Origin of the sequence: Streptomyces durhamensis (assembly GCF_000725475.1) — a bacterium.
In the GTDB taxonomy this organism is placed as follows: Bacteria; Actinomycetota; Actinomycetes; order Streptomycetales; family Streptomycetaceae; genus Streptomyces; species Streptomyces filipinensis.
Genome location: NZ_JNXR01000031.1, coordinates 14669 through 30630, shown reverse-complemented (window position 1 = coordinate 30630; position 15962 = coordinate 14669). Strand labels below are relative to the sequence as shown.

The window sequence follows — 15962 nt, the reverse complement described above, 5'->3', positions numbered from 1 at the left end:
GACATCGCATGCTGACCCACCCCCTGCGCAAGGCAGTCATCAGTACCGGTGTCGCCGCGCGCGCCATTCTGTTCGTGGTGCTCGGCGTGATCGCGCTGTCTCTCTCCACACCGCAGTCCGCCAATGCCATGTTCGGCACGAGCGCCTGCGACTGGGTGGACCAGAGCATCAACCAGCGGGCGGACGTGCCGGGCGCCGGCGGAGAGAACATCTTCCCTGCGGTAAAGCAATGGGACAGCTCGCACGGTCTGATCTCCGGGGCCGAACCGATGCCCAGGACCCCCGCGGACTACACGCTCTACGAGATCGACGGCATGCGGGGTCTTAACTGGGCTGCCACGCAGCAGAGCCAGGATGAGGCAAGGGACGGCCGCGACGGTGACCACGCCGACGACTGCAGCATCCAGAACGCGATCAGCAACACCATCGCGCAGGCGATCTTCGACATCAGCAAGTTCGTCAGCCGGGCCGCGATCAGCCTCAAGGAGATCGCGTCCAACCCGAGCCCGCTCGCCGCGCTTTACCAGCACACCGTCGAGGGACACGACAGCGTCGTCGACCGCCTGAACAACAGGGTGTTCAAGGTGGCCGTCCCCACCATGATCCTGCTCACCGGTCTGTGGGTGTTCGGCAAATGGCGCAAGGGCGACATGCGCGAGGTCTGGTCGGGCGTGGGATGGGCCGCCTTCGTCGTGATCGCGGTGTCCGCCTTCCTGGTCGACAACAACTACACGACGGTGGTCCAGAAGGCCGACTCCGGAATCGCGCAGGGCAACGCCGCACTGGCCGAGGCGGTACTGAGCAGTGCGACGGGCGACATCAGTCCCCCCTGTGCCCTGCCGAACGGCGTGCCACGGCGCGGCATGCGTATATCCACTTGCGCCATGTACGACACCCTGGCTTTCCGCCCCTGGGCCATAGGCCAGTTCGGCGACAAGGGCAAGACACCCATCCCCTGGAAGGACGGCAACGACCACGTCAAATGTGATCTTGCAAAGACTTATTGCGACGATTTGCGTGTCAGGCAGGTCTCCGTTCAGTCGCTGAACAACTTCGAGCTGTATCCCGACGGCAGCAAAAAGCAAGTCACCGACCAGGTCATGAAGGACAAGGAGCATGATTACGGATGGGTTCGTAACTACGTCGCCAAGAACGAGCCCCCCGACGTCTACGAGATGTGGAGCGGCGACAAGCCCGGCGCCCGCATCAGCATGGGCGTCTACGCCCTGGTCGCCTCGCTGATCGTCGGCATCATGGTGATGGTGCTCAGCGCCCTCACGCTGCTGTGGCACGCGGTCACGCTGATCATGGTGATCCTGCTGCCCCTGATCGCGACCATCGCGATCCACCCGACCCAGCAGAAGCTGCTCAGGGGCTGGTGGCAGACCTTCGTCCACAGCTTCGTGCTGCGCGCCGGCTTCGGCGTGATCCTCACCATCCTGCTTCTCTTCTACCAGCTGATCCTCCCGCTCCCGGAGCCGCTGGGCGTACAGCTGCTGATGCTCCTCCTGGTCACGATCGCCGTGGTCGTGCTGCTCAAGAACCTGCTGTCCGGGAAGTTCACCCCGCAGGTGGCGGGAGCGGACGACGCGCTGGGCATCGGGGACGCGGCGAACAAGGCGGCCGCCATGGCACCGGGGGCCGTATCGGGCACGGCCAAGACGTCCGGCCGTGTCGTGGCTTCCACGGCCAAGGGTGCCGCCTGGACCGCGGACCGTGTCGTCGCCAAGGGCCGAGGCCGCGACAAGCTCCAGCAGTGGGGCTGGATCGGCCAGTCGAAGCGGGAACAGCGGCAGACGGCCAAGCAGCAGGCGGAGACGGCGAAGATGGTCAACGAAGAGACGCGGGAGCGCCGCGAGGCTGCGGCTGCGGCTGCGGCGCAGGAGGCACCCGTTGTCCCTCCCGCCCGAGGCCGACGGGTCAGTGGCTCCAGCGGTCAGAAGACCCTCCAGCCCACGGCACAGCCGGAACCGCGCCAGCCCGCCGCGCCGGCACAGTCGGGCGCGTCGCAGCCGCAGCCGCAGCCGCCCCGGCCGACCGTCCAGACACCGCCGCCCGCACGGCAGCACATGGCGCCGCATCAGCCCGCGCCGCAGCAGCCGACCGTGCCACGGCCGTCCACGCCGCGCACCCCGGCGCCCGGGTCCCCGGCCGCCCCGCGTCCACCGGCGCCGACCCCACCGAGGGACCCGCGCGGCCCCAACGGCCGCGTCTGACCCCGCCCACCGCCCACCCCGACCCCGAGGAGCCGCTCCATGCCCGTCCTGACCGCCTCCCGCACCCCAGCCCAGTTGCTGGCGGAGCTGGAGCGGCTCGTCGAGGTGGACTGGTCCACGGTGTGGGCGGGGGTGCCGGAGGAAGCGGACCAGCGCACCTCCTGGTGCACGGCACTCGGCTGGCAGCCGCTGTGGTTCCAGGCGGGCCTGTGGGTGCGCACGGCGGGCGGCACCCGCCTCCACGTGGCCGCCTCTGCTCCCGGCCGTGCCGTGATCCGGGTCGAGCACACGGTGTGGGCGGCGCGGGCTCGCGACGTCGTCGAGAACGATCGCGTGACCCGGCTGGCCCTGGGCAGCTTCACAGCCCACCTCGCCGCCCTGCGCGGTGTCATGGGCGAGCCCATCGGGAACGGCATCCAGGAGGACTCAGACTTCCCGGAATCCCCCGGCCCCCGCCCCGAGCGACGCGAGGAGCAGCCCCATCCGCACCGCACCGCGGTCTGGCGCTTCCGCACACCCGGCGCACCGGTCTTCGAACTGAGGTCGGACCTCGGGCTGGGTTCGCAGACGGCTCCCGTTCCGGCTGATGCGAGGATCGCACTGATATGCCACAGCCCTCGGGAGCAGCCCATGCCCGGACCGGACCGGCACGCCTGAGGGACGAGAGAAGAAAACGGGAGCAGACATGTCCACGTTGCTGATCGACGAGTCACCGCAGCGGTTGGCCACCGAGCTGACCGGCCTGGAGCACGTGGACTGGCCCGCGGTCTGGGCCGGTCCGCCCGTCCCCGGCCAGGCCCTGGACGACTGGTGCGCCCTGTTCGGCTGGAAGCCCCTGCCCGAGGACCGGGTCCTGGCCGTACGCACCTCGACCGACGGCCGACTGACCCTCACGCCGGTCGTCGGAGGCGGTTGGAGCCCGGTCCAGTCCCTGGGCTGGACCACCTGGCAGGTACGGGCGGACAGCCCCGAGGAGAACGAGCACGTGCTGGACATCGCCGCCGATGCCTGGCCGGCGTATGAGACGGCAGCCAAGGAGGTGCTCGGCACACCGAGCTTCTCCGGCGCATGGGACGCACCGGATTTCCCCGATTCCGGCAACCCTCCCCACTGGCTCCCGTCTCGCGAGCGACGCCTTCGGACCCGCAACCCGTACCGGATCGCGATCTGGCGGAGCGCTGACCCCGAAGGACCGGTCGTTGTCCTGAAGGCGTTCAGCGGCGGCGTCACCTCGACGGGCGTGGGCCGACGCGGCGTCATGATCAGCTTGAACTGCTACCCCCAGGAGCTGGAGTGAGCGACGGGACAACCACCGAGACAGCCACGGAGCGTGCGCTGGATCGGCAGCGTGAGGCCGGCGCTGCGCTGTCCGAGGAGGAGGTGGAACACGCCGCCGATATGCTCCTCGCGGGGGCCGAAAAGGCGGGAAGCCTCGAGAAGTACCTCCTCGACTACATCAGCGAGCTCGACGTCAGCCCGCCGCACCCGGGCATGAAGTCGGCCTTCTGGTCCCACGGCATTCCTCACCCGTCCCTGCCGCCGGACAAGGTGCTGAGCAATCAGTACATAGCCGAAATCTGGTCCGAGGACGAGAACGCGGTCGAATCGGGCTCAGCACGCTACCTGGAGGGCACACCGGGCGGACAGCTCCTGGACAAGCTCCATCTCTGGCGTCCGGAAGTCCGGGAGATCCTGCAGCTCGATGAGGCCAGCGGGAACGCCCTGGCCCGGAAGGCCTGGGCCGCGCTGTCCGAGAAGTACGCCCAGAGCGTGGACGGCGAGGTCATCGCGTTCACCGCGACCATGGCACCGTGGAGCGTCGCGTACGAGACGGAGATGCCCCAGCTGCGCCAGGGCACAGGCCCCGAGAACATCCACTTCGCCTACGACCTCCCGGAGGAGGTCCTGAAGGGACTCCCCCCGGAGACACACCAGTTGCTCTCCGACGAGGCGATCCGCTCGCACCTGCACTTCTTCGCCCCGGACCCGGACAACCCGCCTACACAGAAGTACTGGACCGCCGGCTATCTGGATCTGGACCACCTCCGGTCCCTTCCCACCGTCGAGGCCCAGCGCGCCGCCGTTTTGGAAGTATGTGCGCGAGTGGCGCAGCTGGACGGACGGGACGCCGCCGCAGAGCAGTTCACCGAGGAGGTTCTCAGCCTGCGGGCGCAGCAGGAGGTGACCGCCCCCGCCGTGGAGGAACAGCAACCCACGGCAGTCAGTACCGAACAGGCACCACCTGCCAAGGCCCTCGTCAGCGGTTTCCACGGGGTCAACTGGATGCCAGGTGTCGCCGTGGAGGCACGCCAGGTTGTCGTCCCGGCCGGACACTCCGGTCCCGTCGAGCCCGCCCAGACGCCACCCGTTCCGGCCAAGACACACAGCACGGGGATCGGAGAGTGAGCCGCATGCACCCCGATCACCCCCTGCGCCGTCTCCTGCGCCAGGACAAGGCCGACTCCTGGGCCGTGCGTCTGCTCCCCCGCGTCGTGTTCGGTGTCGCCGCCCTCTACACCCTGTTCACCATCGCCTCCCAGAGCGGCTCCGCCTTCGTCGCGATCTGCGCGCTCGCGGTGTTCGGCGTGAGCCTCTGGCTGCTGCGCCGCCGCACCCAACTGCTGATGGCGCTCGCCTCCACGGTGGTCACCCTCGCGCTCACCGGTTACTGGGCGACCACCGCCGACATCGCGCGAGGCGTGAAGGCGACCCCGCTCACCGGACAGGCCGTCTTCGGCTACTGGGCGCTCGCCGGTATGGCCCTCCTCGGCGCCTGGATGGTGAAGGAGCACCCCGGGCGGCGCGGTGTGACCGTGGTGGTCGCGGATGTGATCCTCGTCATCGCCTCGGTCATCGGGATGTTCACGCCCGAGGCCGGCATCCCGATCGGTTTCCTCGGCGTACTCGGGGTGCTCGCGTTTCGCGGCAGCACGGCGAAGAAGCTGCTCACGCGGCTGCGCCGGGTGCCGACCACGGCTGCCCCCGGCGGCAAGGCCACAAAAAACCCGGATAGTTGAGGCTGCTGTGAACGTTTCGTCGCGTCACTGTCTCAACTCTGTACGTGGTTTGCGGGTGCGTTGCACCCCTTTTGCAACGTGTTTTAGAGTCCCCCACGCTCAAAGAAAAACACGGGGGACTTCACACATGCGCTCGCCGCGTTCCACAACGCTGCCCGCGATGCCCGCGCCACGTGCGCACGAGCAGCATCGGGGGCCGTACATACCTGACGCGGCACTGCCCTGCCGCCGCCGCCCCGACGTCTTCCAGCACCCACTGCTGGAGAGGCCGCCGGAGACCGCCGAGGTCTCCGGCGGCCCACCCGAACAGCGCCGTCAGCACCTCGTTCTGCTGCGTACCGCCCGTGATCTGTGCGCCTCCTGCCCGTTGTGGGCGGAATGCCTCCAGGACGCCGTCGCCTACGCCGAGCCGTACGGGTACGCGGCGGCGACCACCCTCGCCGACCGCCGCCGGCTGCGTCGCGCGCTCGGCATCGGCGACGCATCGGGCGATCTGCCGGCCCGGGTCGCGGACGGCGCCGACGATCAGGCCCGACGGCTCGCACGGCTTCGTTCACGCACTGCCGAAACGATCCGCCGCCCTTCCGAGCACGGGCTGCCCACCCTGGAGCAGATCCTCGACGCCTTCGACCTCCTCCAGGACGAACCACCGCCCGCCCAGGGACCGGGGCTCTTCCCGAACAGCCCGGCACAGCCGGCCCACGAAGCCGCGCGACCAACAAGAGCAGCACACGATCCCGGGAGGGCCGGGCACACGGAAAGCGGGAACGAGGACATGTCAGCGGCGGGAGCCGGGCAGCGGATCGCCTTCTCCTACGAGGATCCCGCCCAGGCCGTACGACAGGCACTGCTCGGCCCGCTGGTGCGCTCCACGCTGCCCGCGCTGGCCAGCCTGGAGCAGTTCCTCACGATGCTGGCGTGCCTGCCCGGCGGCGAGGTGCGCCCGGAGGCCCTCGGCGAGGTCCGGGCCGTACACTCCGCCGTGGCCTCCCTTGTTCCCGAGGACGGCGACGACGACGCCGTGCCCGTGGCGCGCCTGCTCAGCGGATCCGTCTCGGTGGAACTCGCCACCAAGGACCCCGTGGCCGCGCTGCGGCGGGACGTCCTCGGCCCGCTGCTGCGGGAACTGGCCGACAGTCTCGGCAACATCGAGAAGGTCGCGACGATGCTGGCCGCCACGACCGACGGCGACGAGGACCGGCTGACGACGATCCGCACGGCCCTGCACAAGCTGCGCGCCCACCTGCCCCACCCGGCCCCCGACGGCCCCACCGTCCACGGCACGGGCACGGCCGGCGCGCCGGAGCCGCGCCGCCGGCCGGCCAGCGCGCCCAGCATCCGTGCCGCCGTGGAGCGCGCCGTGGAGGCGTTCCCCGGCCCGTTCTGCGCCCGTGACGTACGGCGCGCGCTGCCGCCCGGCGTCTACGGCGACCCGTCGAAGACCATCAGCAACGTCCTGTCCTCGCTGGTCAAGGCGGGCCTACTGCAACGGCTGTCGCGTGGCACGTACCAGCGGGCCGGGCGCGACGGCACCACCGGCCCGGACACGACGAGGACCGCCTGACCCACTGTCCCGACCTGACGGCACCCTGCGAGGAACCGATGACCGAACCCACGCCCCTCCACCCCACCCCGGGCAACGAGACCGACGCCCAGGTCCACGTCTTCTCCCCGAACGCCGGCCTGATCGACGGCGTCCCGGTCACCGCTCCGCCCTACGGCGACATCCAGGACGTCATCCTCTCCATCCTCCAGCAGCGTGCCCAGCAACTGGGCGGGCCCACTCCGGCGACGATCAACGACAAGCGGTACGGGGGCGTCATCCGGCTGCTGGTGCATCCGGACGGGGTGACGGAACAACTGGGGTGATGCAGGGCTTTACTGGGGATTCTGCGGCGGACGGCCGGCCTTGTCGATGTCGGCGAGGACGGCGCGTGCGTTCTTGACGCTCAGTTCGAGTACGTCACGGCGGAAGTTGCCTGGCTCGCTCTGGTAGCGCGTCCGGCCCACTTCAGATGTGAAAGCGCTGGCCGGGACGGCGTTCTGGCCCGGCGGGATGAATTTCAGGACCTCCTCATAGGCGGCAAGCGCATACGCCACGGCACCCCGATAGGTGTGCTGCTCGGAGTCAGGGGCGTTGAGGAGACGCACTCCCGTCGTTTCCGCGATCCGGAAGGCGACGTCGAGGAACTCCCCTGGATCGATGATCTGCGAGGGCTCGGGTCCTCCGAAGGCCGGCGGCGGCGGGGGAATGTCCTCGGCCATGAGGAACGTGAACCGGCGAATACGGCCACACTGCCGGCAAACGCCCTCATACACGGCCACGATGTCGTTTCCGAGCTGTTCGAGCCGATGTCCTCGTTCGAAGTCGACTGATCCGCACTCGCAGGGGTGCAGGTCCATGTACAGATGTGCTTCGGACGATGAGCGCGCTGGCAACATGCCATGATCCTAATGGGCGTTCAAGAAATTCGTCCGTCAAAGCACGGGGGAGGAAACGTGGACGGGACGGTCACCAACACGCCGTTGCAAGCTCAGCAGGCCGCCTTGATCGCCGCCGCCAAACGCGAACTGGGCATCGTGGCGTCCGTCGTCCTGGGCGAGCGCTTCGCCTCGGTGCGAACCGCGCAAACGCGGGACCGGCGTGAGTACTTCGTCATCGAGGACACGCAAGGCGGTACGGCGGACCTCTGGATGGACGCCATCCCCCTGGAGTCGGGGGCTCTCGCCCGCACGGCCGTGAACACGACGTCCAACCAGTACATCGTGCAGCTGTCGGACCGCCTGCCGGTCGAACATCTGACCCGTGTCCTCGCCCACGAGGTGGGAGAAGTGATCGCGGTACGCGACCGGTCCGGCCAGGCGCTGGCGCCGGTCCGCGAAAGCCTGCTGCAACAAGAAGCAGACGTCAGTGACCGGATCGAACTGTCCGATCAGGACCACGGCCGGATCGGGGAACTCAACTGGCTCGCGCATCGCAGCGCCGGTACTGATCTGTCGGAACAGGAGCGGGCGCAGGCCCGGGCCGATTTCTCGGCCATGCTCGACCCGACTGGCCTGCGCCCGGTGGCTGCCCTGACCGACAACGAAGAGTTCGCAGTGCAGAGCACAGCGGCCCGAAGGCGTTTCTTCGCGGCTGCCCCTCATCTCTCACCCGATGCACGGCTCCTGATCGACACCCTCGCCCACCCCATAGAACACCTCAACCCCGCCGACGCCGCCGCCCTTCAGGCGAGCCGGGACGCCGCTCTGCGGGCCCAGCGGCAGGTCGAGGCGTTCATCGGGCGGCGGGACGTGAGCATGCCGATGCCGGGGTACGACCAGAACGGACTTCCGCTGCCGCGCGACCAGTTGGGGGCCGTGGCCGAGCAGTGGGCGGACTACCGTGCCCAGGTCAGCGAGGGCACCGTGCGCGGTCTTGAGGGGCAGCTGGCCGCCGGGCAGCTGCCGCGGCGCCGGGTGGTGATCGGCGGCGGTGCCAGCCTCACCGGGCGCGACCCGGACGCGCTGCTGGTGGACGCGGTGGGCCGCTGGCACCTCGACCCCGGCGAGGGCATCGTGCAGTCGGCCGACCAGGACCGGGACCTCGCCCAGTGGATGGGCGTCGATCCGTACGGGACGGTCGACGACCCCCGTCGGCGCGTGCCCATCGAGGCCGTGCGGATCTGGGAGGACCACCTCGCCACCCAGGGCGACGTCGTCAACGGCCACGCCCGGTTGCGGCTCGGCCGCGACGGTGAACTCCTCGCGGAGGTCCAGCCGTTCGACCGGGACGGCAAGGAGCGTGCGGATCCGCTGCGGGTGGCGTGCGACGGTGTGCCGATCATCGCCACCGGTCTGACCCCCGAGGTGGTGCCGGGGATGCCCCGGCGTGACGGCCCGGTGGAGAGCCGCAGCGAGGCCGTGCGGCTGATCGGCGAGCGGCTGCGGGAACTGGAGGGCCAGGAGGTCGCCGGCGCGCGGGAGATGCGCGACTGCCTCGTGCAGGCGGAACGCGGGGGCGTGGACGCCCGTACCGTGCTGGGCGCTCTGGAGGACTCCCCGTGGAAGGAGACGCTCAAGGCCGGCCTGGACGGAACAGGCGCTTCCCGCATCGACAACTGCTTCACCGCCCTCGCCGCGACCGAGAAGTGGGAGGCGGCTCGTGAGGCCGCACCGGGACGGGTGCTCCTCGGTGACGAGGTCGCCGAGAGCCGCTTCGACCCGCACGCCGCCCAGCACTGGATCGTCGCCGGTTCCGGCGGCACCGGGGTGGCCAACGCGGAGATCATCCTGCTGCAGAACCCCGAGGCCCGGGTCACCATCGTCGGCAACGACCCGCCGTCGGCGCTGATGCATCAGGTGCAGTTCCCGCAGATGCGGAAGGATTACGGTCCCAAGGATAAGGGTGGCGACGGGCGGCTCACCTTCCGCCGCTGCGAGGTCGGCGCGATCGAGACCTACCAGGACGAGACCGGCCGTACCTGCTTCCGCGTGCCCTACACGGAGAAGGACGAAGCGGGCATCACGCATCAGGGGACGGTCGAGGCCGACGGCTACATCACCAGCCTCGGCCGTACCAATCCCCTGCCTCCCGCCCTGCAGGAGCTGGCCGGCGAGGTGCGCGACCGGGGCGGGGAGATCTCCGGTGACCTGCTGTTCGACCGGGACGACCAGTACATCGGCTACGGGCTCACCTTCTCCGTCGAGGGGCGAGAGCACCGCGTCGACGTGGACGGGGCCGCGTCCTGGCAGCTGCCGCGCGAGGTGTTCCCGCCGGAGTCGGGCATCCAGCGGGAGCTGAACGCCATGGGTGTGCGGGGGCTGCCCGCCGAGACCGGCAACGCCGCCCCGGGTTTCTCGCCCATCGCCCGGCAGAGCGCCCTGCGCGCCCGCGCGGTCGCGGCGGCACAGGAAGGCGACGCCACCGCCGTACAGCGCCGGTCGAGCGTCCCGGAGCGGTGGCGGCGCCCGGAAGCGGGCACGGGGACCACTCGGTCGGCCGGGGGCCCGGAGAACCCACCGCCCTCCCCCGAGCGGGCCGCCGGTGCGGACCGGGGCCCGAGGCCCGACGCCCGGCCGACGCAGGCCCCGGACCTGACGGACCGGGAACCGAACTCCGCCACCCCCCAGCCCACTCAGACCCCGGACGTGGCGGAGCAGGACCCGAAGGCCCCCATCCCCCGGCCGTCACCGGCCGCGAAGGTCCCCGGCTCGGACCTGTGGCTGCGCGGGGTCCCGACCGACCGCTCGGGCCGGTCCGCCGCTCCGGCTCAGCAGCCCCAGCAGCTCCCGCCGGACCACCAGCGGCCCGGACCCGGACTCGGCATGGGCGACTGACACCAGCCGCGGGCATGCGTGAGGGGCCCGGAGAATCCTCCGGGCCCCTCACGTACCGCGCTGTTCAGTCGTTGTGCTGCTGCCGCTTGGGCCGCCACACCACCAGCGCACTGGTCTGCTGCACCTCCTGGTACGGGACCAGGTCGCGGCGGTAGGAGGCGTGGACTGCGGCCTCGCGCTGCTGCATGGTGGCCGCCGCGCCGTCCAGGGCCGCCTGCAGTTCCGCGACGCGGGACTGCAGGGCGGCGACCTGGTTCTCCAGTTCGATGATGCGCTTGATGCCGGCCAGGTTGATGCCCTCGTCCTGCGACAGCGCCTGCACCTGGCGGAGCAGTTCGATGTCGCGGGCCGAGTAGCGGCGGCCCCGGCCCGCGGTGCGGTCCGGGGAGACCAGGCCCAGGCGGTCGTACTGGCGCAGCGTCTGCGGGTGGAGTCCGGAGAGCTGGGCCGCCACCGAGATGACGTAGACCGGGGTCTCCTCGGTCAGTTCATACGGGTTACGTCGACGGCCGTCCATCTCTGTCAGTCTCCCTTCGCGGCCTCGAACAGGTCCGCCCGCGGGTCTTCGCCCGCGGTCGCCTCGCGATACGCCTCCAGTGCGTCACGAGCCTTCCCCGACAGGTCCTGGGGGACACACACCTCGACGGTGACCAGGAGGTCTCCGCGGGTGCCGTCCTTGCGGACCGCGCCCTTGCCCCGCGCCCGCATGGTGCGGCCGTTGGGGGTGCCGGGCGGCAGTTTCAGGGTGACGGGCGGGCCGCCGAGGGTCGGGACCCGGACCTCGCCGCCGAGGGCCGCCTCGGGATACGTCACCGGCACGGTGACGGTGAGGTTGTCGCCCTTGCGTCCGAACACCGGGTGCTCGCCGACGTGCACGACCACGTACAGGTCGCCCGCCGGGCCGCCCCGCTCGCCGGGCGCGCCCTTGCCGCGCAGCCGGATGCGCTGCCCGTCGGTCACCCCGGCCGGGATGCGGACCTGCATGGTGTGCGAGGACTTCGCGCGGCCGCTGCCGTTACAGTCCAGGCAGGGGTGCTCGGCGATCAGGCCGCGGCCCTTGCAGTCGGGGCAGGGGTCGGTCAGCGAGAAGCCGCCGCCGGAGCCCCGCGCCACCTGCCCGGTGCCGACGCAGGTCGGGCACACGCGCGGTGTGCCGTTCTTGTCGCCGGTGCCGGAGCAGGCCTTGCAGGGCGCCTGGGAGGACATCCGCAGCGGCACCGTGGCGCCCTCGATGGCCTCCGTGAAGCTCAGCGTGACCTCGGTGTCGATGTCCTGGCCGCGCCGCGGCTGGGTACGGGTCGTCCCGGTGCCGCCGCGGTTGAACAGGCCCCCGAAGACGTCACCGAGTCCGCCGCCGAAGCCTCCGCCCTGGGCGTTTCCGCCTCCTCCGAAGAGGTCTCCCAGGTCGAAGTTGAAGGAGCCGCCGGCGGCGCCCGGCCCGGGGCGGAAGCCGCCGTTGCCGAACAGGGCGCGTGCCTCGTCGTACTCCTTGCGCTTCTTGGGGTCGCCGAGGACGTCGTTCGCCTCGGAGATCTCCTTGAAGCGCTCCTCGGCCTTGACGTTGCCCTTGTTGGCGTCCGGGTGGAACTCGCGGGCGAGCTTCCGGTACGCCTTCTTGATCTCGGCCTCGGTGGCGTCCTTGGGGACGCCGAGGACCTTGTAGAAGTCCTTCTCGATGAAGTCCTTGGTGCTCATCCCCGACGCCCCTCCTTCCTGTCTGCGGTGATTACGTCAGCCCTCCTCAGGGCCACCGTTCTCCTCGTTGTCGGTGGCACCGGCCGCCTTGCCCTCGGTGTTCTCCTCGGCGCCCTCGGCCTTGACGGTCTGCGCGCCGGGCTGCGGCTCGGCCACGGCCACCCGCGCGGGGCGGATGGTGCGCTCGCCGATGCGATACCCGGGCTGCAGGATCGCCACGCAGGTCGTCTCGGTGACGTCCGGCGCGTAGGAGTGCATCAGGGCCTCGTGGATGGTCGGGTCGAAGGGCTCGCCCTCCTTGCCGAACTGCTGCAGGCCCATCTTGGCCGCGACGGTCTCCAGCGACTCGGCCACCGACTTGAAGCCGCCGAGCAGCTCGCCGTGTTCCCGTGCGCGGCCGATGTCGTCGAGCACGGGCAGCAGCTCGGTCAGGAGGTTCGCGATGGCGATCTCCTTGACCGCGATGCGGTCCCGCTCGACGCGGCGGCGGTAGTTCTGGTACTCGGCCTGGAGGCGCTGGAGGTCCGCCGTGCGCTCGTTCAGCGCCGTACGCACCTGGTCCAGCTGGGCCACCAGACCCGCGTCTGCGTGTGCGTCCCCGGCCGGGGCCGCGCCCTCCTCGGGCGCGGCCTTCGACTCGGCGTCGTCGGGGGTGGCGCCGGAGGGGACGTCGGGCTTCTCTTCAAAGCCCGGGGTCTCCTCCGTCACGCGGCACCGTCCTTGCGCTCGTCGTCCACGATCTCGGCGTCCACGACGTCGTCGTCAGCGGCCTTGCCGCCCTGGGCGGCGCCCTCCGGGCCTCCGGCGGCCTGCGCGGACTGGGCGTCGGCGTACATGGCCTGGCCCAGCTTCTGCGAGACGGCCGCGACCTTCTCGGTGGCGGTGCGGATCTCGGCGGTGTCCTCGCCCTTGAGCTTCTCCTTCAGCTCGGCGACGGCCTCCTCGACCTCGGTCTTGATCTCGCCGGGGACCTTGTCCTCGTTGTCCTTGAGGAACTTCTCGGTCTGGTAGACGAGCTGCTCGCCCTGGTTGCGGGTCTCGGCGGCCTCGCGGCGGCGGTGGTCCTCCTCCGCGTACTGCTCGGCCTCCTGGCGCATGCGGTCGACCTCGTCCTTCGGCAGCGAGGAGCCGCCGGTGACGGTCATCTTCTGCTCCTTGCCCGTGCCCAGGTCCTTGGCGGTCACGTGCATGATGCCGTTGGCGTCGATGTCGAAGGAGACCTCGATCTGCGGGACGCCGCGCGGCGCCGGCGGCAGACCGGTCAGCTCGAACATGCCGAGCTTCTTGTTGTACGCCGCGATCTCGCGCTCGCCCTGGTAGACCTGGATCTGCACGGACGGCTGGTTGTCCTCGGCCGTGGTGAAGATCTCCGAGCGCTTGGTCGGGATCGTGGTGTTGCGCTCGATCAGCTTGGTCATGATGCCGCCCTTGGTCTCGATACCGAGGGACAGCGGGGTGACGTCGAGCAGCAGGACGTCCTTGACCTCGCCCTTGAGGACACCGGCCTGGAGCGAGGCGCCGATGGCGACGACCTCGTCCGGGTTCACACCCTTGTTGGCCTCCTTGCCGCCGGTCAGCTCCTTGACGAGCTCGGCGACGGCGGGCATACGGGTGGAGCCACCGACGAGGACGACGTGGTCGATCTCGTTGATGGAGATGCCGGCGTCCTTGATGACGTTGTGGAACGGCGTCTTGCAGCGCTCCAGCAGGTCGGCCGTCAGCTGCTGGAACTGGGCGCGGGTGAGCTTCTCGTCCAGGTGCAGCGGGCCCTCGGCGGACGCGGTGATGTAGGGCAGGTTGATCGAGGTCTCCGTGGAGGAGGACAGCTCGATCTTGGCCTTCTCGGCGGCCTCGCGGAGGCGCTGGAGGGCCATCTTGTCCTTGGCGAGGTCCACGCCGTGACCGGACTTGAACTGCTGCACCAGGTAGTCGACGACGCGCTGGTCCCAGTCGTCGCCACCGAGGTGGTTGTCACCGTTGGTGGCCTTCACCTCGACGACGCCGTCGCCGATCTCCAGCAGGGACACGTCGAAGGTGCCGCCACCGAGGTCGAAGACGAGGATCGTCTGGTCGTCCTTGTCGAGGCCGTAGGCCAGCGCGGCGGCGGTCGGCTCGTTGACGATGCGCAGGACGTTCAGGCCCGCGATCTCGCCGGCCTCCTTGGTCGCCTGGCGCTCGGAGTCGTTGAAGTAGGCCGGGACGGTGATGACCGCGTCGGTCACCTTCTCGCCCAGGTAGGCCTCGGCGTCCCGCTTCAGCTTCTGCAGGATGAAGGCGCTCATCTGCTGCGGGTTGAACTGCTTGCCGTCGAGCTCGATCTTCCAGTCCGTGCCCATGTGGCGCTTCACGGAGCGGATGGTCCGGTCCACGTTCGTGACCGCCTGGCGCTTGGCGACCTCGCCGACGAGCACCTCGCCGTTCTTGGCGAAGGCGACGACGGACGGCGTGGTCCTGGCGCCCTCGGCGTTGGTGATGACGGTGGGCTCGCCGCCCTCCAGAACGCTGACGACGGAGTTAGTCGTGCCCAGGTCGATGCCGACCGCACGTGCCATGGTTGATTCCTCCAGCTGACTTGAGTGGAACGGACTCAAGTGTGCATGACGTCCACCGCTGGGTCAACAGACCTGAGTCGCGGGGACTCAAGTCTTATCCGTTCCTTACACGCAACTGGCCTCTGACCTGCGATGATTCCGTGCGTCTGGGTGACTGGACAGGCATGCGAAGGAGGACGAGCACCACCAGCAGCGCCGCTCCGGCCACCCAGAGCACGGCCCCCTCCCCCGTCCACCCGGTGTGCACGAGCACCCCGACGAGTACCGAGGAGAACGAGCCGGCGCCCAGCAGCACGACGGATCCGGGCGGGGTGAGCCCGAGCGGCCGCATCCGGTGCGCGAGATGGTCGGGACCGCGCCGCAGCAGCGGACGCCGGGCCAGCCCCCGGGCCAGGACCACGAGGACGGCGTCGGCGATCGCCACCGCGCCGAGGCAGAACACCACCGCCGCGCTCGGCAGGAGTTCGTACCCCGCGCGCGTGAAGACGAGGGACGACGCCAGCAGGAATCCGGTGAACAGCGAGCCGCAGTTGCCGAGCCCGATCCGGGCGGGGTGCCAGTTGTGCATCAGGAAGCCGGTGAGGGCGGCGGCGAACACGCTCAGCAGCACGGCGAGCCCGTCCATCACCTCGGCGGCGGCGCAGGCCCCGGCACCGAAGGCGGTGACGACACCGACGGTGCCGGCCAGCCCGTCCGCGTGATCGAGCCCCTTGAAGGCGAGGGAGGCCGCGACGATCCACGCCAGCGCGAGCAGCCCGCCCAGCACGCCCGTCTCGTCGTACGGCACCACACAGGCCGCCGCCACGGCCGTACCGGCGACGAGCACCCGCGCGCGCAGCCGCCACACGTCCGCGACCAGACCCAGCGCGGCGACCGAGCAGGCGGCGACCAGCAGGCGGCCGACCCCCTCGCCGAGCGGGGCGACCCGGGTCCACTGGCCCGTCCAGGCGACCAGAGAGGTGACGACCACCACGGCGAGGCCGCCGAACAGCGGCAGCCGCCGCTGTCGGCGCCGGTCGACGATGCCGGCCCGCAGCGCGGGAACCCTGAGCAGCGCCGCGAGGACGGCGGCGAGGAGCAGGGCGGCGGTGGCGGCGGCGATCCCGTAGAGCACGGCTCTAAGGTAGGGGCGAATGTAGCAATTCGGTATGAATAACACGATC

14 protein-coding genes are annotated in these 15962 nt (G+C 70.3%); 8 read left to right on the top strand and 6 right to left on the bottom strand.

The window, feature by feature from the left end:
* Positions 1-8: 8 nt before the first annotated feature.
* The 7 genes from IO33_RS0134785 to IO33_RS0134755 all read left to right on the top strand — a co-directional run bounded on the left by IO33_RS0134785 (position 9) and on the right by IO33_RS0134755 (position 7102).
* Positions 9-2216 carry a hypothetical protein gene (locus IO33_RS0134785; RefSeq protein WP_031172531.1) on the top strand — a complete coding sequence of 736 codons (2208 nt, stop codon included), beginning with the start codon at positions 9-11 and terminating at the stop codon, positions 2214-2216.
* Between the two features lie 39 nt (positions 2217-2255).
* A complete protein-coding gene (locus tag IO33_RS0134780; RefSeq protein WP_031172530.1) occupies positions 2256-2873 on the top strand; it encodes a hypothetical protein in 618 nt (205 codons plus the stop codon).
* 28 nt (positions 2874-2901) lie between these two features.
* Positions 2902-3513, top strand: coding sequence for a hypothetical protein (locus IO33_RS0134775; protein ID WP_031172528.1), 612 nt, complete (start codon positions 2902-2904; stop codon positions 3511-3513).
* Complete coding sequence (locus tag IO33_RS0134770) at positions 3510-4622, top strand: hypothetical protein (protein ID WP_031172526.1); 1113 nt, start codon at positions 3510-3512, stop codon at positions 4620-4622. The genes IO33_RS0134775 and IO33_RS0134770 overlap by 4 nt, the downstream gene beginning before the upstream one ends.
* A 5-nt stretch (positions 4623-4627) precedes the next feature.
* Positions 4628-5233, top strand: coding sequence for a hypothetical protein (locus IO33_RS0134765; RefSeq protein ID WP_031172524.1), 606 nt, complete (start codon positions 4628-4630; stop codon positions 5231-5233).
* 160 nt (positions 5234-5393) lie between these two features.
* Complete coding sequence (locus IO33_RS0134760; protein WP_078964016.1) at positions 5394-6797, top strand: WhiB family transcriptional regulator; 1404 nt, start codon at positions 5394-5396, stop codon at positions 6795-6797.
* Positions 6798-6835: 38 nt separating this feature from the next.
* Positions 6836-7102 carry a hypothetical protein gene (locus IO33_RS0134755; RefSeq protein ID WP_031172520.1) on the top strand — a complete coding sequence of 89 codons (267 nt, stop codon included), beginning with the start codon at positions 6836-6838 and terminating at the stop codon, positions 7100-7102.
* Between the two features lie 9 nt (positions 7103-7111).
* On the opposite strand, the gene IO33_RS0134750 is transcribed toward IO33_RS0134755, so the two are convergent.
* Complete coding sequence (locus tag IO33_RS0134750; protein WP_031172518.1) at positions 7112-7675, bottom strand: hypothetical protein; 564 nt, start codon at positions 7673-7675, stop codon at positions 7112-7114.
* Positions 7676-7732: 57 nt separating this feature from the next.
* Between IO33_RS0134750 and IO33_RS0134745 the strand changes: the two genes are divergently transcribed.
* Positions 7733-10552, top strand: a complete 2820-nt coding sequence (locus IO33_RS0134745) for a hypothetical protein (RefSeq protein WP_031172516.1) — start codon at positions 7733-7735, stop codon at positions 10550-10552.
* A gap of 64 nt (positions 10553-10616) precedes the next feature.
* Here the strand turns inward: IO33_RS0134745 and IO33_RS0134740 are convergent, their stop codons facing one another.
* From IO33_RS0134740 to IO33_RS0134720, 5 genes are all read right to left on the bottom strand, one after another.
* A complete protein-coding gene (locus IO33_RS0134740; RefSeq protein ID WP_031172514.1) occupies positions 10617-11069 on the bottom strand; it encodes a heat shock protein transcriptional repressor HspR in 453 nt (150 codons plus the stop codon).
* Between the two features lie 5 nt (positions 11070-11074).
* On the bottom strand, positions 11075-12247 hold the full coding sequence (dnaJ, locus tag IO33_RS0134735) for a molecular chaperone DnaJ (RefSeq protein WP_031172512.1): 1173 nt from the start codon (positions 12245-12247) through the stop codon (positions 11075-11077).
* 36 nt (positions 12248-12283) lie between these two features.
* Positions 12284-12955 carry a nucleotide exchange factor GrpE gene (gene grpE / locus IO33_RS0134730; protein WP_031172510.1) on the bottom strand — a complete coding sequence of 224 codons (672 nt, stop codon included), beginning with the start codon at positions 12953-12955 and terminating at the stop codon, positions 12284-12286.
* Positions 12952-14799 carry a molecular chaperone DnaK gene (dnaK, locus tag IO33_RS0134725; RefSeq protein ID WP_031172508.1) on the bottom strand — a complete coding sequence of 616 codons (1848 nt, stop codon included), beginning with the start codon at positions 14797-14799 and terminating at the stop codon, positions 12952-12954. The genes grpE and dnaK overlap by 4 nt, the downstream gene beginning before the upstream one ends.
* 94 nt (positions 14800-14893) lie before the next feature.
* Complete coding sequence (locus IO33_RS0134720) at positions 14894-15913, bottom strand: MraY family glycosyltransferase (protein ID WP_031172506.1); 1020 nt, start codon at positions 15911-15913, stop codon at positions 14894-14896.
* Positions 15914-15962 lie beyond the last annotated feature (49 nt).